Origin of the sequence: Ferrovibrio sp. (assembly GCF_965278975.1) — a bacterium.
Taxonomy (GTDB): Bacteria; Pseudomonadota; Alphaproteobacteria; order Ferrovibrionales; family Ferrovibrionaceae; genus Ferrovibrio.
Genome location: NZ_OZ257126.1, coordinates 4,251,902 through 4,270,174 on the forward strand (window position 1 = coordinate 4,251,902; position 18,273 = coordinate 4,270,174).

Genomic DNA, 18,273 nt, shown 5'->3' on the forward strand with positions numbered 1-18,273 from the left:
CCAGCCCTACTTCGCCAGCCGCGCCAGTATCGCGATAGCCGGATTGCTGTTGTCGCGCCGCCAAGCCAGATGCAGTTCGGCGCGATGCACTAGGGCCGGCGCGAAACCGCGCAGCACCACGCCCTTGAACCGCAGATTGGCCGCCGCGCGCGGCACCAGCGCCAGCCCCAGCCCGGCACGCACCAGGCCCAGGATCGAGTGGATCTGGCTGATATGCTGCACATGCACCGGCGTCACCCCTGCCGTGGCGAAGATGCCGGCCAGCAGATCGTAGAAGTAGCGCGCCTCGTAGGGCGAATAGGCGATCACCGGCTGGCGGTCCAGATCGCTGATCGCCACTGCCGCTGCCTCGGCCAGCGGATGCGCGGAAGGCAGCGCCAGCATCATTTCCTCGCGCACCACGCAAAGCGACTGGAATTCGCGGCGGCTGAACGGTGGCCGCACCAGGCCGGCATCGATGCGTCCGGCAATCAGCTCCTCCACCTGATCCGCCGATACCATTTCCTTCAGCACCAGATCGACGCCCGGCGCCTCGGCACGAAACGCTGTGATCAGGCGCGGCAGGAAATCGTAGCCGGAGGCTGCCGTGAAGCCGAGCGTAAGGCTGCCTGCTTCGCCCAGAGCCGTGCGCCGTGCGGCCAGGGCGGCAGCATCAGCCAGCCGCAGCAGGCGGCGGGCCTCGGGCAGGAAACCCGCACCAGCCCGGGTGAGTCGCACCGAGCGGCTGGAACGCTCGAAGAGCTGCACCTCCAGAATATGCTCCAGCAACTGGATTTGCCGGCTGAGTGGCGGCTGCGTCATGTTCAGGCGCTGCGCCGCGCGGCCGAAATGCATTTCCTCGGCCACGGCAACGAAACAGCGCAACTGGCTCAGTTCGAACATTGGAGGCCATTAATCCAAAAAAGGTATTGATCCAGCCGATAATTAAATCATTGAGGTATCATTCGTCCATTAGAATCCCGTCCGTTGAACGGCGTAAGACCGTCACATCGACGTTCGGGAGGAACGCACATGAAGAACCGTCTGCTGGCAGCCCTTGCCCTGGCGCTGCCCTTTATCGCTTCCATCGCGCCGGCCACAGCGCAGGACTTCAAACGCCCAGTCCGCATCATCGTGCCCTTCGCGCCTGGCGGCACCTCTGACATCCTGGCCCGCCTGATCGCGCCGAAGCTGCAGGACGCCATCGGCCAGTCCGTGGTGGTGGAGAACAAGCCCGGCGCTGCCGGCAATCTCGGCGCCGACACGGTGGCCAAGGCCACGCCCGATGGTCACACCCTGCTGCTGATGGATGTCGGCTCGCTCGCCACCGCGCCCAGCCTGTTCCCCGATCTCACCTTCGACGTGCGCAAGGATCTGCAGCCGGTGAGCATGGTGATGTTCGGCCCCTATGTGCTGGCGGTGCATCCCTCCGTGCCGGTCAAGTCGGTGCAGGAATTGCTGGCCCATGCCAAGGCCAATCCCGGCAAGCTGGCGGTGGCCAATTCCGGCGTCGGCGCAGTGAACCACATCACTGCCGTGAGCATGGCGAAGTCGCTCGGCATCGACTGGAAGTCGGTGCCCTATCGCGGCGGCGCAGCAGCTTCGCGCGCGGTGATCTCGGGCGAAAGCCAGGTGATCGTGAACGGCACCACCGCCACCCTGCCCTTCGTGATCGATAAGCAGATGGTGGGTCTGGCCGTTACCGGCAGCGAGCGGCTGCCGAATGCGCCTGACCTGCCCACCTTCAAGGAGGCCGGCCTGCCGATGGCTGATGCCGGCACCTGGCAGGGCCTGCTCACCACCGGCGGCACGCCCGCCCCCGTGGTGAACAAGCTGAATGCCGAACTGCGCAAGATTCTCGCCATGCCCGATATCGCGCAGAAGATCGGCGAACAGGGTGGCGTGGTGCGCGCCGGCAGCCCGGATGATTTCAAGGCCTGGCTGAACACCAATATCGAAAGCTGGGGCGGCATCATCAAGGAAGCCGGCATCAAGCCGCAAAGCTAAGCGTAATGACCCGCCGCCGGGTGGACCTGCCTGACTTGCTGCTCGGCCTGTTCCTGCTGCTGGTCGCGACAATAGCCCTCGTCGCGACCAGGAAGCTGGCCCATGGCACGGCAGCGGATATGGGGCCGGGCTATATGCCGCGCGCCATTGCCGTGGTGCTGGCCGGCTTCGGGCTGTTCTTCGCCGGGCGCGGCCTGCTGCGACCGCATGTCGGCATTGCCACGGTGATGCTGCGGCCACTCCTGGCCATCGCTGCAGCGGTGGCAGCCTTCGCCCTGTTGGCGGAACGTGCCGGACTGGCCGTGGCGGCGCTGGCCACCATCCTGCTGGCCGGTCTGGCAACGAAGGAATCCCGTTTGTGGGAAAGCCTGGGCTTCGGCGTCGTGCTGGCGGGTGCCGCCGTGCTGCTGTTCGTGCAGGTGCTGAAGCTGCCGATCCCGGTCTGGCCGCCAGGATTGTTCGAGTAAGCCATGGACCTGTTCGCCAACCTGCTGCTTGGCCTTTCCACTGCCCTGCAGCCCACGAACCTGATGTTCTGCCTGATCGGCGTACTGATCGGCACCGCCATCGGCGTGCTGCCCGGCATCGGCCCGATCCCAACCGTGGCCCTGCTGCTGCCCTTCACCTTCGGCCTCGATCCGGCCTCCGCCATGATCATGCTGGCCGGTATTTTCTATGGCGCGCAATATGGCGGCTCCACCACGGCGATCCTGGTGAATGTGCCGGGCGAAACCTCATCGGTGGTCACCTGCCTGGATGGCCATGAAATGGCCAAGCAGGGCCGCGCCGGCACGGCTTTGGCGATTGCCGCCATCGCCTCCTTCGTCGCCGGCACGCTGGCCACTATCGTTATTGCCCTGCTTAGCCTGCCAATGGCCAAGCTGGCGCTGAAATTCACCGCCGTTGAGTATTTCAGTCTGCTCACCCTTGGCCTGATCGCGGCGGTGGTGATGGCGCATGGCTCGGTGCTGAAATCGCTCGCCATGGTGCTGCTCGGCCTACTGCTGGGCATGAGCGGCATCGATGTGAATTCCGGCGTCGCACGCCTCACCTTCGGCATCCCTGATCTGTCCGATGGCCTGGATTTCGTGCCGGTGGCAATGGGCCTGTTCGGCCTGGGTGAAATCATCGCCAACCTGGAAAAGCCCAGCGACCGCCGCGTGGTGAGCCAGCGGATACGCGACCTGATTCCGAGCCGCGACGATTTCAAAGCCTCCTGGGCGGCGATGCTGCGCGGCACCGCCATCGGTTCCTTCCTTGGCGTGCTGCCGGGCGGCGGCGCAGCCTTGCCACCGTTCTCTTCCTATGCGCTGGAAAAGAAACTGGCGCGTGATCCCAGCCGCTTCGGCAAGGGCGCCATCGAAGGCGTGGCCGGCCCAGAAGCCGCCAATAATGCCGGCGCGCAGACCAGCTTCATCCCGCTGCTGACGCTGGGCATCCCGGCCAATGCGCTGATGGCGCTGATGATCGGCGCGCTGATGATGCAGGGCATCCAGCCCGGCCCGCGCGTGATGACTGAACAGCCGGCCCTGGTCTGGGGCCTGATCGCCAGCATGTGGGTTGGCAACGTGATGCTGCTGATTATCAACCTGCCGCTGATCGGCATCTGGGTATCGATGCTGAAAATTCCCTACCGGCTGCTGTTCCCGGCCATCGTGCTGTTCTGCTGCATCGGCACCTATGGCCTATCCAACAGCCTGTTCAATGTCTGGCTCATGCTAGGCTGTGCCCTGGTCGGCTATTTCTTCATCAAGATCGGCGTCGAGCCGGCACCGCTGCTGCTCGGCTTGGTGCTGGGGCCGCAGCTGGAAGAGAATTTCCGCCGCGCATTGCTGCTTTCGGGCGGCGATTTCAGCGTCTTTGTTTCACACCCGATCAGCGCCGGGCTGCTGGCGGTCGCCGGCCTGCTGCTGCTGGCGATGCTGTCGCCCGCCATCCTGCGCAAACGCAAGCAAGCCCTGGCGGAGTGATCAGCCCGCCATCGCCTTGTCCAGCGCGGCATGGAACCAGCCGCAGGGATGCTCGAAGCGGCCGAAAGTGATGTGGCTGTTGGCGCCGGAGCGGAATCCGGCCTGGATCGACTGGCCCATCTGGAAATCCTCGTCCAGCGCGTCCCAGAATATCTTCACATTCTTGTCCCAATGCGCCCGCGCCTTCTCGGTCTGCGCCGGTTCCGGGATCAGCGCCGCGCCCTGGATCATGCAGGCATCGGTGCCTTGCGGAAACGTGATCATCACCGTGGCATGATCGGGTTGCACCAGCACGATCATGTTGGGGAAGAAGAAGTACAGCGGATTGCCGAAATCGCGCACGCGCAGGCCATCGAGCGTCTGGTGCTTCAGCTTCGCCACCTCGCGCTTGGTGAAATACAGCCGCGCATGCGGATCGAACCGCTCCATGATGCTGATATTGTCCAGGAACATCGGCGCGATGGTGCGGCCATGGGCATGGCGCACATGATAGGTTTCCAGCCCGCCCTCGATCACCACTTTCCAATTGCAGCGCAGGCCGATCTCGCGCTCATCGTAGACGACATGGCTCGACAGGCCAAAATTTTCCATATCGCGCTTGAGCGGGCCTAAAGCCGTATCGAGATCGAGTTCGCCACCTTGGCGCGGCAGCACGAATACCACGCCGAAGGCTTCCGCCACCGGCAACCGCACCAGGCCATGCGCCCCCTTGTCGAGATCGCCGAAGCCGGCTTCATGCGGCAGGCTCAGCAGCCTACCGGCATCGTCATAGGTCCAGGCATGGTAAGGACAGGTGAAGCGGTGCTTGCCGCAGCCTTCGCGCGCCGCTACCAGCCGCGCGCCACGATGACGGCAGACATTGAGAAATGCCTGCAACTGCCCGTCACGTCCGCGCAGCAGCAGCAGTGGCAGGCCGAGATGATCATGGGTGACGAAATCACCGGGCCTGGCCAGCTTGGAGGAAAAGCTGACGGCAATCGGATGATCACGAAATACCGTGTCGCGCTCGCGCGCCAGGAAAGCCGGATCGGTGTAACGCTGCACGCCGATGCGCGTCACGGCTTCGCCCTGGTCGGTGCTGCCGCTCTCGATATGCTTCAGCGTGCGCGAAAGCCATGCCGCCTGTGTTGCCTGATCCATCCGCCCCTCCCTACTCCGCCGGCACTATCTTGAACCGTGCCATGGCGGCGATGAAATCCCAAAGCTGCGCCGCGATACCGGCCTGATCCGGGCGCACCGCCTGGGCCAGAGCCTGGCCGATGGCCTGGCGCAAACCGCCAAGGATCATGGCGCCGAGCTGATGCGGATCGAGGCTGGCCGGGATTTCGCCGCGCTTCTGCGCCAGCGCGATATTCTGTGCTGCCAGTTCGATATGCGCCTGCAGCCGGCGAGCCTCTTCCGCCGCCACTTCCGGCTCGCGGCTCAAGCGTGCCAGCACGATGGGCGAAAGCGGCTCGGCATAATGGAAGGCCACCATGGCTTGCAGGCGGCGCTGCTCACGCCGGCCCCAATCGACACCGGGCTGCGGATTGATCGCCATGACACTGGCATCGAAGCGGTCGTAGAAATCCTCCACCACCGCCGCGATCAATCCGGCCTTGGAGCCGAAATAGTGATAGCTCAGGCCGACTGACACGCCGGCGCGGCGCGCCACGTCGCCGATCTCCAGGGCACCATCGCCAGCCACCAGTTCAGCGGCAGCGGCTTCCAGCAGGCGGCGGCGGGTATCGGCGCGGCCGCGCTCAACACCGGCACGCACGGGCGGCGGCACGCTGCCCGCGACGGCATCGTTGGCCGGCCTGATCTTCTCTGCCTTGGGTCGTCTCATGGATTGGGATTTTAATTGAATTCAATTCAACAAACAATACGGGATCACGCTATGATGGGTGTGCGTCCCATCTTTCAATTAATCCAACAGGTTACTTGGGCGGTTCGAGGCGTTCCGGCGGCACGATGACGCCGCAGGAGATGATCAGCTTCATCGCCTGATCGACGCTCATGGAGAGCACCTGGATATCCTCGCGGGGGAAATAGACCATGTAGCCGCCGGTCGGATTTGGCGTCGTCGGCACATAGCAGGCAATCATGTCTCGCCCCAGGCGGCTGCCGACTTCGCCGGTCAGTTCGCTGGTGACGAAAGCCAGTGTCCATGAGCCCTTGGCCGGCCACGGCACCAGGGCCACTTGGCGGAAGGATTGGCCGGACTGGCTGAACACGGTTTCGAAAATCTGCTTCAAGCCGCTGTAGAGGCCACGGATGACCGGCATGCGCCCGACAAGGCCTTCGCCAAAGCCGAGCAGGCTGCGGCCGAGGAAGTTGGTGAACAGGAAGCCGATCAGCGTCAGGATAAAGATGGCGCCGACGACGCCAAGCCCCGGGATGCTGAACGGCAGGTTCGGCGGCAGCAGGCGCTCCGGCTCGAAACCATGCGGGATCAGGCTTTTGACGTTGCGGTCAATCGCCTCGATGGTGATGACCACCAGGTAGATGGTGAGGCCGATCGGCGCGGTGATGATGATGCCGGCCAGGAACCAGTTGCGCAGCCTGGCCCACAGGCTCGGGCGCGGCGGCGGCAGAATGATCGCCGGCTTGTCCGGGTCGGGCTGGTGCTGGGTCGACATTGTTGCTGGCTGTCCTATCAGGCGAAAAAGGCATTGAGCGCGCGGAAAGTCTCTTCCGGTGCTTCCTCGGGCAGGAAATGGCCGCAGGGCAAGGCTTCGCCGCGAACATCGCGGGCCTTCTCGCGCCAAGTGCCGAGCACGTCGTAATTCTTCTGCATGGCGCCGTTGCCCCCCCACAGCACCAGAAACGGCGCCTCGACGCGCATATGGGAATCGGCGCGGTCATCTTCAAGGTCGATGCTGGCACCGGCGCGGTAATCCTCGCAGGTGGCATGGATGCAGCGCGGATCGCGGAAGCAGCGTTTGTATTCCGCCAGCGCCTCCGGCGCATAGATTTCGGATGCCGCCGACGACCAGGCGCGCAGTTTGCTTTCCAGATAGTAATCCGGATCGGCGCCGATCATGCGCTCTGGATGCGGGCTGGGCTGCGCCAGGAAGAACCAGTGGTAATAGGCCGTCGCCACGGTCTGGTTCACGGTATTGAACAGCGTCAATGTCGGGATGATGTCCAGCACCGCGACGCGTTCAACGGCGGCCGGAAAATCCAGCGCCAGGCGGTGCGAGACACGGCCGCCGCGGTCATGCCCGGCGAGGCGGAAGCGCGGATAGCCCAACGCCTGCATCACCCGCACCATATCGGCAGCAGTGGCGCGCTTGGAATAGACCCGGTGCGCGGCGTCCGATTCCGGCTTCTCGGAATCGCCATAGCCACGCAGGTCAGCGCAGATGACGGTGAATTTCTCAGCCAGCCGCGGCGCCACCTTGTGCCACATCACATGCGTCTGCGGGTAACCATGCAGCAACAGCAGCGGCGGGCCGGAACCACCAATGCGGCAGAAAATCTCAGCCCCGGCACCGGCGATCCGTCTGGTTTCAAAACCCTCAAACAGCATCGCCCTGGCTCCCCGCCTTGTTTTCAGTGCTTAAAGAAATCCGGCTGCTCCGCCACCGCCTTGGCATCCCAGATCACCATGACGCGGCCGCGCTTGGGCTGGACATAAACCGGCTTCGGGCCGGTAGCGAGGCGCTCCTCGGTGTAGCGCGCCACCACCAGGCCGGTGGGATTGGCGACGAACCACGCAACGATTTCGCGATACGGCACTTCCGGCAGCGGCTTGGTCAGGCGGCCGAGGAACTGGTATTCGCCATGATAGTCGCCGGCGAAGGCGACTGGGTGGCCGGCATCCTGGGCACGCTTGATTTCCTGCGCCGCCGGTGCGCCGTCATAGCTCAACCGTGCCGGCGGGAATACCCCGAGATGCACGGTGAGAAACAGGCCCGCACCAACCGTGATCACCGCCGCGATCTGGCGCAGCATCGTCGCCTTGAGCGACAGCAGGATCGCGACCAGACCAACCAATGCAAGCGCCGAGACAACGCCGAGATGCTGTTCCAGCGCCCAATCGGGCAGATCGAGTTTGCCGGCAAGCCGTGCATGACGCTCCAGCAGCCAGGGCAGCATGGCGAGGGCGATGGTGAGCACCAGCAACACCGCAATCACCGGCCAGGCATCCCAGCGGCGTGTCTGTGTGCGGCCAACCACCAGCCCATGAGCCAGGATCAGGGCAAAGGCCGGCGCCAGCGGCAGCAGGTAATGCGGCTGCTTGCCGCTGATCGCCGAGAAGATCAGCAGGCCGCTGACACCGACGATCATGCAGAAACGCAGGCCGCTGTCGCGCCAGGCGCCATTGTTCAGCCACAGCGCGCGCCAGCTCGGGCGCCAGAACAGCCAGGGCAGCAGCAGTAGCGGCAGCATCGGGAAATACCAGAAGAAGCCGCGCTTGTGCGCGAAGCTGTCCTTCACACGGCCCGCAGTCTGGCCCCAGAGCAAAGCCTGCTTGAATTCCGGCCCGCCAGCTTCCGCCGCCGGCAGCGCCCAGGCCAGGCCGATGGCGGCGCCCAGCACGATGCTGCCGAGCAGCCCGAGATACCAGACCAGCCAGCGCGGCCGGGTGCCAGCCTCGGCCCAGAGCGGCGCCAGCACAGCCGGCGGCAGCACATAGACCAGGATCACCGGCCCCTTGGCCAGGATACCAATGCCGATGGCAAGGCCGGTGAGCAGCAGGCCGCGCTTCATCTGGCCGTGGCGCAAGGCCAGCGCCAGGCCGATCCAGCCGGCCAGTGCGAAGAAAGCCACCATCAGGTCGAACATGGTGAGCGTGGCAAACAGCATCCACCACGCGCCGGTCAGCAGCAGCAGCGGCGCCAGCGCACTGACATCACGCCCCACCTGCCCCGGCCACAGCAGCCGCGCCAGCACCACGCTGAGGCCCAGCGCGCCGAGGCCGAACAGCGGCGCCACCAGCCGCGCCCAGGTCTCCGACACGCCGAAGATCATCCAGCCGATACGGATCAGCCAGAACAGCAGCGGCGGCTTGTGGTGATAGGCCTCGCCATTCAGCAGCGGCACCAGCCAGTGATCGGCCAGGTGCATTTCCCAGGCGACGGTGATGTAGCGGGTTTCGTCGATCGGCATGATCGGCCGCGCGATCAGCGCCGCCACTACCACCAGCAGCCAAAGCGCCAGGGTGGCGGGCAGCAGCGGCCGGGTGCCGAGCGGCTGCATCAGGTGATCTCGGCAGCGAGCCGGCGGCGCTCGCGGTAGATCAGGTGCAGATTGCGGACATAGACCACAAGGCCGCTGACCTGACCGATGATGAACACCAGGTCAGCACGATGCACGGCATAAACCAGCAGCGTGACGCCGCCGAACAGGCTGATATACCAGAAGGCCAGTGGGATCTCGCTGCGGCGCACGCGCTCGGCATGGATCCACTGCACGATGAAGCGCGAGGCGAAAATCGCCTGGCCGCCAAAGCCGACAATGGCCCAGAAGCTCAGGTTATCGACCACACGGTCCAAGAATTCCGCCAGCATGGCGCTACTCCCAAATTATCCCGGCATCACGCCAGGGGATCGCTGCCACCGCTGTCACGCCAGCGGCGCTGCAACCAGATAACCCCGGCCATATCCACCAGACCGGCCTTGAGGCGGCCCCAGGTGCCGTAATGCGAAGCGCCACCGCCGCGCGGGCGGTGATTCACCGGCACCGAGCGTACCCGCCCGCCATGGCGCAGCACCAGGGCCGGCAGGAAACGGTGCATGTGATTGAAGGCGGGCAGTTCCAGGAACAGTGACCGCGACAGCATCTTCAGGCCGCAGCCGGTATCCGGCGTGGCATCGCCGAGCAGACGGGCGCGCACGCCATTGGCGATGCGCGAGGAATAGCGCTTCACCCAGGTATCGCGGCGCTTGGTGCGATGACCGGCCACCAGCAGGCGCTCGCCGCCATCGGTTTCGGCGCGCAGCATCGCCCACAAGGCCGGCAGGTCGGCGGGATCGTTCTGGCCATCGCCATCCAGCGTAGCGATAAAGGCTGCGCGAGCAGCACGCACACCGCTCAGCACCGCCATCGACTGGCCGGCATTGCGGCGATGGCGGATCGGCCGCAATTCGGGCATGGAGCCGGCAAGCTGCTTCAGCAATTCGGTGGAGCCGTCATTCGAGCAATCGTCCACGGCCACGATCTCGAAGGCGATGCGGCCCCGCAACGCGGCGCACACTTCCTCCAGCAACGAACCGATATTGGCGGCTTCGTTGTGCACGGGAATGACCACAGACAAATCCGGGCCAGATGCGACCGCCGCGGGCTGTCCCGGCGGGGTTTCTATAGGCTGCATCGGAATTGGAGAACGAATCCGCAAGAGAGGGCCGGAAAACGCGTTTTCTATAGTCCTCCCAGGCCCTTGAGACAAGGAGTTTCCAGGGCTTAGCGAACATGGCGGATTGTCGCAGCCAAGTCCGCCTGTTACGCTGGCTGTAATGAAAATAACCTTGGGCCTGAACCTTAGGATTGCCGTTCTACTCCCCCTGCTCGCTATCGCCGCCCTCGCCCTCTGGGCCATGGCCGATATCGCGCGGGAGCGTGAGGCAACGCGCCGCCTGGGGGAGACCGAAGCAGCGGTAAAAGCCGAAGCCATGGCCGCTGCGATCCGCGAGGCCCGCCATATTGGACAGGTGGTGGATGGCCTGGCCAACCTCACCACGGCGGCGGAAGGCCTGCTGCTGGTGGGCGGCCCAACCCTGGCCGACGTGCTGCAAGAGGGCCAGTCGGTGCACCTGGTTGACCGGACGGGCCGCAGCATCAGCAGCATCGGCGAACTCCCACCACCACCAGATATTCCCGGTATTCTGCGCCAAAGCAGATCCGTCGAGCGCACCGAGGGAGACCGGCTCGGTTTGCCTTATGCCTGCGGTACGCAGCTTTGCGGCTCTTTCATGCATGCCATCTCCTACCAGGGGGCCAGCGCGCCGAGCGACTGGGTGATTGTCGGCTTCCGGCTGCCGGAGGCGGCAACCTGGCTGGCCAATACCGGCCTCAACCTGCATTGGCGGCTGCCAAGCGGCACCACATGGCTCGGCCTGCCGCTGCTCGGGGATGACCTATGGTTCCGCCTCAAGCCACCGCAGCTTGAGGATTACGATCTGGAACTCGACGTTGCCTGCCCTACGGAAAATGCCCTGGCGCTCTGGTGGCGGCTGAATGGCCAGCGTTTTTTACTGCTGGCGGTGGTGGTGATAGCCTGCTTCGGCGCCGCCGGCCTGATGGCGACCCGGCTGACGCGCATCCTGCGCGAGCATCGCCGCGTACAATCCGATCTGGTGGCGCGTGAACAGCAGATCCGCGCTGTTTTCGATCTGGTGCCCGATGCCTTCATCGTGCATGACCTGGGCCGCGTGCTGTTTGCCAATCCAGGCGCGGTACACATGCTGCGGGCCCAGAATCTGGCGCAATTGATTGGCTGGGACCTGTTCGAAATCGTGGAACCTGAATTCCGTGCCATTGCGCGGGAGCGGACGCGGCGCATCCAGCAGGAAGGTGTCGTACCGGAACTGGCCCGCATGCAGGCGCATCGCCTGGATGGCGAGCCGATGACCATCCGCGTGCAGGGCCGCCCGATCCTGTTCGATGACCGCCAGGTGGTGTTGAGCGTGTTCTACGACATCACCGAGCAGGATCGCATCGAAGCCGAACTGGAGGGCGCGCGCGTCGCCGCCGTGACGGCGAGCAAAGCAAAAGGTGAATTCCTGGCACACATGAGCCATGAATTGCGCACCCCACTGAATTCCATCATCGGTTTCGCCGAACTGCTCGACCGCCAGCATCTCGGGCCTCTTGGTGCCGCCAAGTATCAGGAATATGTCCGCGACATCCTGGATAGCGGCAAGCATCTGCTGGCACTGATCAATGCCGTGCTGGACTGGAGCCGCGCTGAAGCCGGCAAGCTGATATTGCACGAGGAAGAAATCGACTTGCTGGCGCTCGGCCGCATCTGCCTGCGCTCGATGCAGGAAATTGCCGAGAGCCGCTCGCTGAAACTGGCGGATCAACTCGATATCGGCCCGGAGCCGCCGCTGCTGTTTGCCGATGCACGCATGAGCCGCCAGGTGATCCTCAACCTGCTGTCCAATGCTACCAAGTTCACGCCGCCCGGCGGTGAAGTTGCCATGGGCATCAGCCGCAGCGAGGATGGCGGCCTTACCCTTACTGTGCGCGACACCGGCATCGGCATCGAAAAGTCGGATCTGGCGCGCGTGTTCGAGCCCTTCGTACAAGCCGATGGCTCGCATAACCGCCGTTTTGAAGGCAGCGGCCTGGGCTTGCCGCTCTCGCGCCGCCTGATGGAAGCGCATGGTGGCAGCCTCACGCTTGCAAGCATACCGGGCCAGGGTACAGTGGCCACTATGACTTTTCCGTCGGCTCGCGTCATCGACATGCCGGCGCATATCTAGAAACGGCATCCGGAGGAATCAGCATGCGTTTGGCGAATAAGGTGGCGATCGTTACGGGCGGTGGTTCCGGCTTCGGCGAAGGCATTGCCAAGCGTTTTGCCGCCGAGGGCGCAGCTGTAGCCGTGGCCGATCTCAACCTCGCCGCCGCCGAGCGTGTTGCCAGCGAAATCAAGGCCGCCGGCGGCAAGGCTATCGCTGTAGCCGTGGATGTCAGCCAGGCTGGCCCGATGCAGGCCATGGTCGCCACCACGGTAAAGGCCTTTGGCGGCCTGGATATCGTGATCAACAATGCCGGCATGCCGCAGCGCAATGCCCCGCTGCTGAATACCGATGAAGCCACCTTCGATAAAATCTTCGCGGTAAATGTGAAGAGCATCTATCTCTCGGCAATGCATGCTGTGCCGGAAATGCGCAAACGCGGCCGCGGCGTATTCATCAACATCGCCTCTACTGCCGGTGTGCGCCCGCGCCCCGGCTTGGTGTGGTATAACGGCTCCAAAGGCGCAGTCATCACCATCACCCGGGCCATGGCAGTGGAACTGGCGCCGGAGCAGATTCGCGTCAATGCATTGAACCCGGTAGCCGGCCTTACCCCGATGTTGAAGGAATTCATGGGCGGCGAGGAAACTGAGGAAATGAAGGCGAAATTCGTTTCGACAATTCCGATCGGCCGTTTCAGCACGCCACGCGATATCGCCAACGCCGCGCTTTACCTAGCTTCCGATGAAGCTGATTTCATCACCGGCGTCTGCATGGAGGTGGATGGCGGCCGATGCATCTGATCCGCGCAAACGCAACGCTTCTGGTGCTGCTTGGTGCCGGTACTGCCCTGGCTCAAGCACCCGCCCAGACTCCGGCTCAAACGCCCGCCCAAGCCCCTGCTCAGGCGCCAGCCCAGACTCAGCAGCCAGCGCCCGCGCAGCAACCGGCACAGCAGCAGCGTCGCCCCGCCACCGGCGCGCCAGCCAACACCATTGGCCTGCCAAACCCGACGCCGATTGCCGAAATCCCGCGTGGGCAGACCGTGCTGCTGGCCGGCATGCTGTCATCACCGCAGCCGCGCACCTTCGTGCTGAATGACGGGAATTCATCCATTGTGGTGAATCTGGGACCTAGCTGGCAGGAGCTGACCCGGCTCAAGATCGGCGACCGCATCCGCGTCGTCGGACAGCTTGATCCCTACGGCGCCTCGGTATTCCGCGCCGGTTCCATTGTGCTGGATAACGGCCGCGTCATCGTCGTGCCGAATTAACGGTCACCGCGATCGTTGCGCGTCCTGCATTTCGGATAGGTGTTCTTCACTCGGCCCAGTTCCGTGCGCTGGGCATGTTTCACCAGATCATTATATTCGGTGAAGCCGTTCAGCAGCCTGCGGACAACATGACATTCCTCATCCGCCATGCGTTGCAGACCGGTTGAGGCGATCAGGCGGGAATCGAGCCGCAACGCGATATCGGGCACATCGGGATAATTGCGTACCAGCGCATCGCCGCGCAGCCGTGCCGCCGCCTGAATCTGTTCAGCATTGGCCTGATCGAAAGCCTGCCACGCCGGCAGCAGGCTAATATCGACGCGGCGGCGCTGACATTCGCGGCCGATCTCGCGCATGATGATACCGGTGCGGATCAGGGCTTCTGCTTTCTGCTCGCGGTCATCCATGCAGGGCATCACGCGCTTCGGGCGGCTGCCGGGGCCGAGGCCGAAAGCCGGGTCCTGCTGTGCCTGGGCATCGCCAGCTACTGCGAACAGCAGACCGAGCAGCAGCGTGGCTTTTGCAGCCGCCGCGCACCGCATCAGCGTTTGTTGTGGGTTATGGCGGCAACGAAGGTGGCAGCGGCATCCGCCGCCTGCTCGACCACCGCCGCAGCCACAGCAGGGCTTTGATCCATGGCCTGACGGATCGCCTGCGCCTCTTGCGGCGGCAGGCGGTTCAGAATCACGTTAGCGCGCTCAGGCCCTGCTGCACGCAGGAAGGCGACCAGCTTGTCGCGGCTCATGGCCGGAACATCCCTTCCTCTCGCATCCGTCCCGGCATGAATGATCAGCGCGACTTCGGCGCCGCTTTCATCATCGCCAGATACATCGGCATCACCACATTGGTGAATTTGTTCGAACCATATTGCAGCTCTTCCATCGCCGCCTTCACCATATCCACCGTGGGGTAATACGGCACGATGACATAGCCATTCTGGCGCAGGGCCTTGATCACGGCATTGGACTGCTTGGTGTAGTTCTCGAAGAAGTAACTGGTATCGGCACCCTTGATCGCCTCGGCAATCACCTGCTGCGCGGCAATCGGGCGGATATTCTGCGGCTTCCAGTTAAGCTGTTCTTCGCCGCCTTCTTCATCGGTATTCGCTGCCATCGGCCAACCTGCCCCGCGCGATCAATTGGCCGGCACGCGACGGCCAGCCGGCCAGGTACGCGCCGTATCGGTGAGCGGCGGCAGGATTTCGCTGCCCTTGGAATCCGACTTGCCATCCAGCTTGCGCACGGCGGTGGCGAGCTTGCGCTCCATGCCGGCAGGGGCCATGCCGCCACCAAGGCGGAAATGCTGATGAGCCTCCTTGAGGGCCTCGGCCACCTTGTGCTCGGTGCCGCCACCCAGGCCGGTCAGCTTGCGCCGCACCACCACGCTGATGGCATCGATGTTGAGACCGATGATCTTGTGCAGCCGCGGATTATTCTCGTTAAGATTGGCCGTGAGCTGGCGCAGTATGTCGGCGTAAGTGGTGAGCAGCGGATAGTTGAACAGCCCACCCTGCCCCTTCATCTCCACCGCCAGATCATGAATCCATTCATAATAGCTGGCGCGGCCGACCTGATTGAACGCGGCAGAGGAGTAGGCGTCACGCATGTTGCGGAGCGCATCATCCGCCGCCATCTCGAAATCGCTCTGGGTTTCCACGATCACCTTCTCGATCTTGTCGCGCATTTCCGGCGTCAGTCGGAGTTCCTGGCCGCGGCGGAAATTGACAGCGCGCCGCTTCAGGTCGCCTCGATTGGCGATGATCTTCCCTGATGACTGGGCATTGAGCATAGCGCAGCTTCCGTCCGGCGAGGACACCGATTCGCCCCCGCACAATAGTGTATTGTGACGACAGAAGCCCTTATCAAGTCTTTAATGCCAGCACGAATAAGCCGGGGCCGCCGCGCCAGACCGGCCAGCGGCAGCCAGCCGGCAGGGTCAGTCGCGCTCGAATACCCGCAGACGGTGGTTGCAGATGTCGATCTTCTCGGCCATGCGGGCACGCCAGACCTTGTCTGCTTCCCGCTCGGAATCGAACGGACCGTAGCTCTCCTCCGTGCCGGGAAGCGGCTTCGGATCGGCTAAATCCTTGAAAATGCCGCCTTCGACGTAAAATTTCGCCATCGCCGGCCTCCTTACCTCGCAGTTACGAACGCATCCAGTTGTCCGGCCACCTGGCCGACAACGCCAGCCCAGTCTCCCGGAGCCGCCTGCCGGAAGCAAGTGACTGTTGAGTAATATGGTGTATCGGTACGCTCCAATTGCCAATACCACAAAAGGCCATGGCCCGGCGCCGGCAGCAGCAGCCAGGTGGGAACCCCGAGCGCCCCGGCCAGGTGCACCGCCGTGTTGCTCACCGTGATCACCAGGTCCAGGCAGCCAAGCTGGGCGGCGGCGGCATCCATGTCCCGCAGCGGGTCCACCGCCGGGTCTTGCCAAACCGGGATGCCGGTTTCAGTCTCGACTTCGGCGCGCTCCGCTGCCGTGTCGCCATACTGCACTGAAACGAACACCAGACCGGGCTGCCGCAGCAGCGGCGCCAGGGCACCAAGGGAAAGGGATTTATGGGCACCGAAGGCCGCATTGGCACTGCGCCAGGAAAGCCCGATGGCTGGACGGCCGGACAAGCCGAGCGCGGCCTTGTGCGCATCGAGCCGCGCCCTGGCCGCAGCCACCTGATCCTGATCGGGCAACAGATATCCCTGCATGGGCCCAATGTAGCGCCTGGGCGGTGCCTGCCTCAATGAGTAGGACGCAAACCGCACAAGAAGCGATCCAGGCCGGCCTGGACGCCCTCCGCCGTGATGATCTGCCGCAGGCCGCGCAGGCTTTTCAGCACGCCCTGGCCATGCTGCCGGGCAATATCGGGCTGCTGCGCAGCATCGCCACCCTGCAATCGCGGCTCGGTGACTATGCCGCCCTGAATAGTCTCTGCATCGAGGGCCTGCGCGCCGCGCCGCAGGATGCCGTGCTGCGCGACCACTGGCTGGAAGCCCGCGCCCGGCTGACGCCCGGTGACACCCCCCTGCTGGCGGAAGCGGAGGCATGGGCAGCGGCGGCGCCCCGCGAACCGCGTGCGCAATATCGCCTCGGCGACATCCTGCTGCGCGCTGGCCGCGCCGCTATGGCGCTGACGCCTTTCACACGTGCCATCGAACTGATCCAGGATACGCAGATGCTGCCGGCGTATCTCAGCGATGGCGCCGAAGCCGCTTATCAGGCAGGCGACATTGCCCGCGCCAGGGCCTGGCTGGACCGTGCCGTGGCGCTGGCACCGCAGAACCGCTCGGCCCGGCTGGCGCGTGCCACCATCCTGCTCAGCCTCGGCGAATGGGACCAGGGCCTGGAAGATTACGAGGCCCGCCTGCTGCCAAGCGACACGCAGCGCATCGAGCGCGACCTGATGCTGCCGCGCTGGCAGGGTGAGCCATTGGCCGGCCGCCGGCTGCTGGTCTGTGCCGAGCAAGGCATCGGCGACCAGATCCGCTTCGCGCGGCAATTGCCCATGCTGCGGAATCTCACCGGCGGCCTGGTGGTGGAATGTGCCGCGCGGCTGGTGCCGCTGCTGGAACGCAGCATGCCGGGCCTTACCGTGCATGCGGCACAAGAAGAGCGCATCGGCAACCGCCATGTCTTTCGCTACGATTGGCTGCCCGCCACTGATTCGCCGGCCTGCTATATCGAATTCGGCAGCATTGCCCTAAGGCTGCTGCAACAGGGCATCCCGCCCGAAAGCCTGAACTGACGGAGACCGCCATGGACAAGGAAATCACCGCGCTGACCCGCATGGCCGAAGTGGCGATGGATTTCCTGGTGCGCTACGGATTGCAGATCCTCGGCGCCCTGGTGGTGTTTTTCATCGGCCTCAAGCTGGCGCTGTGGCTGGGCGCCCGCACCACGATGCTCGCCGAGCGCAAGAGCATCGACATCACCCTCGCCCGGCTGTTCGGCAATGTGGTGAAGATCGGCGTGCTGGCGGCGGTGGTGCTGATCACGCTGGGCAATTTCGGCATCTCGATCGCGCCGCTGATCGCGCTCGCCGGTGCCAGCGCATTCGGCGCCACCCTGGCGATCCAGGGACCGCTGTCGAATTACGGCGCCGGCCTCGCCATCATCCTCAGCCGGCCTTTCGTGGTCGGCAACACCATCGCGGTGAAGGGCGTGAGCGGTGTGGTGGAGGAAGTGTCGCTGGCCGCCACGGTGCTGCGCAATCAGGATGGCGAAGAGATCACGGTGCCGAACAAGTCGATCAACGGCGAGATCATCGTCAATTCGCGCGCCCATCATGTGGTGGAAACCCGGGTGCACCTGGCCACCGATGCCAACCACGAGCGCGCCGCCGATGCCGTGCGCAAGGCATTGAACGGCTTTCCCGAGATCATCGCAGGCCCACCGGCACAGATCGGCATCCATGAATTCACCGCCACCGGCATCGTGCTGGGGGTGCGCTACTGGGTGCCCAGCCGGCAGTATTTCCAGATGCGCTACGCGGCAAATACCGCGATTCTTCAGGCCCTGCGTGATCAGAAAATTATGCCGCAGGCCATATAAGGCTCATATTTTCACCGGAAAACCGGCAAAATAGCACAGCTATCCGTTCAGGGATTGTTAAGAACTGGGCCTTAGAACTAAGCCATCGTCAAAGGCCCAGAAA

The 18,273-nt window shown here is 64.1% G+C and carries 22 protein-coding genes; 8 read left to right on the forward strand and 14 right to left on the reverse strand.

The genetic code is table 11. The features are described from left to right. Positions 1 to 6 precede the first annotated feature (6 nt). Positions 7 to 882, reverse strand: a complete 876-nt coding sequence (locus ACQY7X_RS20470; protein WP_428247323.1) for a LysR family transcriptional regulator — start codon at positions 880 to 882, stop codon at positions 7 to 9. A gap of 129 nt (positions 883 to 1,011) precedes the next feature. Here ACQY7X_RS20470 and ACQY7X_RS20475 point away from each other — a divergent pair, with 129 nt between their 5' ends. The 3 genes from ACQY7X_RS20475 to ACQY7X_RS20485 are packed head-to-tail and all read left to right on the forward strand — an operon-like array spanning position 1,012 to position 3,956. Next, positions 1,012 to 1,986, forward strand: coding sequence for a Bug family tripartite tricarboxylate transporter substrate binding protein (locus ACQY7X_RS20475; RefSeq protein WP_428247325.1), 975 nt, complete (start codon positions 1,012 to 1,014; stop codon positions 1,984 to 1,986). 5 nt (positions 1,987 to 1,991) lie between these two features. Next, positions 1,992 to 2,453 carry a tripartite tricarboxylate transporter TctB family protein gene (locus tag ACQY7X_RS20480; RefSeq protein ID WP_428247327.1) on the forward strand — a complete coding sequence of 154 codons (462 nt, stop codon included), beginning with the start codon at positions 1,992 to 1,994 and terminating at the stop codon, positions 2,451 to 2,453. A gap of 3 nt (positions 2,454 to 2,456) precedes the next feature. Further along, positions 2,457 to 3,956: a tripartite tricarboxylate transporter permease gene (locus tag ACQY7X_RS20485; protein ID WP_428247328.1), complete on the forward strand. Its 1,500-nt coding sequence runs from the start codon at positions 2,457 to 2,459 to the stop codon at positions 3,954 to 3,956. Here ACQY7X_RS20485 and ACQY7X_RS20490 read toward each other — a convergent pair whose 3' ends face one another. From ACQY7X_RS20490 to ACQY7X_RS20520, 7 genes are all read right to left on the reverse strand, one after another. Further along, entirely contained in the window at positions 3,957 to 5,096 is a 1,140-nt protein-coding gene (locus ACQY7X_RS20490) for an aromatic ring-hydroxylating oxygenase subunit alpha (protein WP_428247330.1), read from the reverse strand. A gap of 10 nt (positions 5,097 to 5,106) precedes the next feature. Then, positions 5,107 to 5,784 (reverse strand): TetR/AcrR family transcriptional regulator, encoded by a 678-nt coding sequence (locus ACQY7X_RS20495; RefSeq protein ID WP_428247332.1) that lies wholly within the window; start codon positions 5,782 to 5,784, stop codon positions 5,107 to 5,109. Positions 5,785 to 5,875: 91 nt separating this feature from the next. Beyond that, entirely contained in the window at positions 5,876 to 6,577 is a 702-nt protein-coding gene (locus ACQY7X_RS20500) for a DUF502 domain-containing protein (RefSeq protein WP_428247333.1), read from the reverse strand. Positions 6,578 to 6,594: 17 nt separating this feature from the next. After that, entirely contained in the window at positions 6,595 to 7,470 is an 876-nt protein-coding gene (locus ACQY7X_RS20505) for an alpha/beta fold hydrolase (protein ID WP_428247334.1), read from the reverse strand. Positions 7,471 to 7,493: 23 nt separating this feature from the next. After that, a complete protein-coding gene (locus ACQY7X_RS20510; RefSeq protein WP_428247335.1) occupies positions 7,494 to 9,143 on the reverse strand; it encodes an ArnT family glycosyltransferase in 1,650 nt (549 codons plus the stop codon). After that, positions 9,143 to 9,454 carry a lipid-A-disaccharide synthase N-terminal domain-containing protein gene (locus ACQY7X_RS20515; protein WP_428247336.1) on the reverse strand — a complete coding sequence of 104 codons (312 nt, stop codon included), beginning with the start codon at positions 9,452 to 9,454 and terminating at the stop codon, positions 9,143 to 9,145. The genes ACQY7X_RS20510 and ACQY7X_RS20515 overlap by 1 nt, the downstream gene beginning before the upstream one ends. Before the next feature lie 26 nt (positions 9,455 to 9,480). Then, entirely contained in the window at positions 9,481 to 10,194 is a 714-nt protein-coding gene (locus ACQY7X_RS20520) for a glycosyltransferase family 2 protein (RefSeq protein ID WP_428247337.1), read from the reverse strand. Positions 10,195 to 10,411: 217 nt separating this feature from the next. Here ACQY7X_RS20520 and ACQY7X_RS20525 point away from each other — a divergent pair, with 217 nt between their 5' ends. Genes ACQY7X_RS20525 through ACQY7X_RS20535 form a run of 3 tightly spaced genes read left to right on the forward strand, consistent with a single transcriptional unit; the run spans position 10,412 to position 13,622 of the window. Further along, the gene (locus ACQY7X_RS20525) at positions 10,412 to 12,370 is read left to right on the forward strand and encodes a sensor histidine kinase (protein ID WP_428247338.1); all 1,959 of its coding nucleotides are present in this window, start codon (positions 10,412 to 10,414) and stop codon (positions 12,368 to 12,370) included. A 23-nt stretch (positions 12,371 to 12,393) separates the two neighbouring features. Further along, positions 12,394 to 13,152 (forward strand): glucose 1-dehydrogenase, encoded by a 759-nt coding sequence (locus ACQY7X_RS20530; RefSeq protein ID WP_428247340.1) that lies wholly within the window; start codon positions 12,394 to 12,396, stop codon positions 13,150 to 13,152. Then, positions 13,143 to 13,622, forward strand: coding sequence for a hypothetical protein (locus tag ACQY7X_RS20535; RefSeq protein ID WP_428247341.1), 480 nt, complete (start codon positions 13,143 to 13,145; stop codon positions 13,620 to 13,622). Before ACQY7X_RS20530 ends, ACQY7X_RS20535 begins: the two co-directional genes overlap by 10 nt. Here the strand turns inward: ACQY7X_RS20535 and ACQY7X_RS20540 are convergent. From ACQY7X_RS20540 to ACQY7X_RS20565, 6 genes are all read right to left on the reverse strand, one after another. Further along, on the reverse strand, positions 13,619 to 14,164 hold the full coding sequence (locus tag ACQY7X_RS20540) for a hypothetical protein (RefSeq protein ID WP_428247342.1): 546 nt from the start codon (positions 14,162 to 14,164) through the stop codon (positions 13,619 to 13,621). The two genes, ACQY7X_RS20535 and ACQY7X_RS20540, sit on opposite strands and share 4 nt — an antisense overlap. Beyond that, complete coding sequence (locus ACQY7X_RS20545; protein ID WP_428247344.1) at positions 14,164 to 14,367, reverse strand: hypothetical protein; 204 nt, start codon at positions 14,365 to 14,367, stop codon at positions 14,164 to 14,166. The genes ACQY7X_RS20540 and ACQY7X_RS20545 overlap by 1 nt, the downstream gene beginning before the upstream one ends. 44 nt (positions 14,368 to 14,411) lie before the next feature. Then, positions 14,412 to 14,735, reverse strand: a complete 324-nt coding sequence (locus ACQY7X_RS20550) for a hypothetical protein (protein ID WP_428247346.1) — start codon at positions 14,733 to 14,735, stop codon at positions 14,412 to 14,414. Between the two features lie 21 nt (positions 14,736 to 14,756). Continuing rightward, on the reverse strand, positions 14,757 to 15,410 hold the full coding sequence (locus ACQY7X_RS20555; protein ID WP_428247348.1) for a hypothetical protein: 654 nt from the start codon (positions 15,408 to 15,410) through the stop codon (positions 14,757 to 14,759). A 147-nt stretch (positions 15,411 to 15,557) separates the two neighbouring features. Then, a complete protein-coding gene (locus ACQY7X_RS20560) occupies positions 15,558 to 15,743 on the reverse strand; it encodes a DUF4170 domain-containing protein (protein WP_428247349.1) in 186 nt (61 codons plus the stop codon). A gap of 11 nt (positions 15,744 to 15,754) precedes the next feature. After that, entirely contained in the window at positions 15,755 to 16,327 is a 573-nt protein-coding gene (locus ACQY7X_RS20565) for a glycosyltransferase family 9 protein (protein ID WP_428247350.1), read from the reverse strand. A 35-nt stretch (positions 16,328 to 16,362) separates the two neighbouring features. Between ACQY7X_RS20565 and ACQY7X_RS20570 the strand changes: the two genes are divergently transcribed. Further along, on the forward strand, positions 16,363 to 17,364 hold the full coding sequence (locus ACQY7X_RS20570; RefSeq protein WP_428247352.1) for a tetratricopeptide repeat protein: 1,002 nt from the start codon (positions 16,363 to 16,365) through the stop codon (positions 17,362 to 17,364). Between the two features lie 11 nt (positions 17,365 to 17,375). Beyond that, on the forward strand, positions 17,376 to 18,170 hold the full coding sequence (locus ACQY7X_RS20575) for a mechanosensitive ion channel family protein (protein ID WP_428247354.1): 795 nt from the start codon (positions 17,376 to 17,378) through the stop codon (positions 18,168 to 18,170). Positions 18,171 to 18,273 lie beyond the last annotated feature (103 nt).

Bases quoted from the DNA above. Each gene is read 5' to 3' on its own strand.
- ACQY7X_RS20470 (WP_428247323.1), bottom strand. From the start codon at position 882: ATGTTCGAACTGAGCCAGTTGCGCTGTTTCGTTGCCGTGGCCGAGGAA.
- ACQY7X_RS20475 (WP_428247325.1), top strand. From the start codon at position 1,012: ATGAAGAACCGTCTGCTGGCAGCCCTTGCCCTGGCGCTGCCCTTTATC.
- ACQY7X_RS20480 (WP_428247327.1), top strand. From the start codon at position 1,992: ATGACCCGCCGCCGGGTGGACCTGCCTGACTTGCTGCTCGGCCTGTTC.
- ACQY7X_RS20485 (WP_428247328.1), top strand. From the start codon at position 2,457: ATGGACCTGTTCGCCAACCTGCTGCTTGGCCTTTCCACTGCCCTGCAG.
- ACQY7X_RS20490 (WP_428247330.1), bottom strand. From the start codon at position 5,096: ATGGATCAGGCAACACAGGCGGCATGGCTTTCGCGCACGCTGAAGCAT.
- ACQY7X_RS20495 (WP_428247332.1), bottom strand. From the start codon at position 5,784: ATGAGACGACCCAAGGCAGAGAAGATCAGGCCGGCCAACGATGCCGTC.
- ACQY7X_RS20500 (WP_428247333.1), bottom strand. From the start codon at position 6,577: ATGTCGACCCAGCACCAGCCCGACCCGGACAAGCCGGCGATCATTCTG.
- ACQY7X_RS20505 (WP_428247334.1), bottom strand. From the start codon at position 7,470: ATGCTGTTTGAGGGTTTTGAAACCAGACGGATCGCCGGTGCCGGGGCT.
- ACQY7X_RS20510 (WP_428247335.1), bottom strand. From the start codon at position 9,143: ATGCAGCCGCTCGGCACCCGGCCGCTGCTGCCCGCCACCCTGGCGCTT.
- ACQY7X_RS20515 (WP_428247336.1), bottom strand. From the start codon at position 9,454: ATGCTGGCGGAATTCTTGGACCGTGTGGTCGATAACCTGAGCTTCTGG.
- ACQY7X_RS20530 (WP_428247340.1), top strand. From the start codon at position 12,394: ATGCGTTTGGCGAATAAGGTGGCGATCGTTACGGGCGGTGGTTCCGGC.
- ACQY7X_RS20535 (WP_428247341.1), top strand. From the start codon at position 13,143: ATGCATCTGATCCGCGCAAACGCAACGCTTCTGGTGCTGCTTGGTGCC.
- ACQY7X_RS20540 (WP_428247342.1), bottom strand. From the start codon at position 14,164: ATGCGGTGCGCGGCGGCTGCAAAAGCCACGCTGCTGCTCGGTCTGCTG.
- ACQY7X_RS20545 (WP_428247344.1), bottom strand. From the start codon at position 14,367: ATGAGCCGCGACAAGCTGGTCGCCTTCCTGCGTGCAGCAGGGCCTGAG.
- ACQY7X_RS20550 (WP_428247346.1), bottom strand. From the start codon at position 14,735: ATGGCAGCGAATACCGATGAAGAAGGCGGCGAAGAACAGCTTAACTGG.
- ACQY7X_RS20555 (WP_428247348.1), bottom strand. From the start codon at position 15,410: ATGCTCAATGCCCAGTCATCAGGGAAGATCATCGCCAATCGAGGCGAC.
- ACQY7X_RS20560 (WP_428247349.1), bottom strand. From the start codon at position 15,743: ATGGCGAAATTTTACGTCGAAGGCGGCATTTTCAAGGATTTAGCCGAT.
- ACQY7X_RS20565 (WP_428247350.1), bottom strand. From the start codon at position 16,327: ATGCAGGGATATCTGTTGCCCGATCAGGATCAGGTGGCTGCGGCCAGG.
- ACQY7X_RS20570 (WP_428247352.1), top strand. From the start codon at position 16,363: ATGAGTAGGACGCAAACCGCACAAGAAGCGATCCAGGCCGGCCTGGAC.
- ACQY7X_RS20575 (WP_428247354.1), top strand. From the start codon at position 17,376: ATGGACAAGGAAATCACCGCGCTGACCCGCATGGCCGAAGTGGCGATG.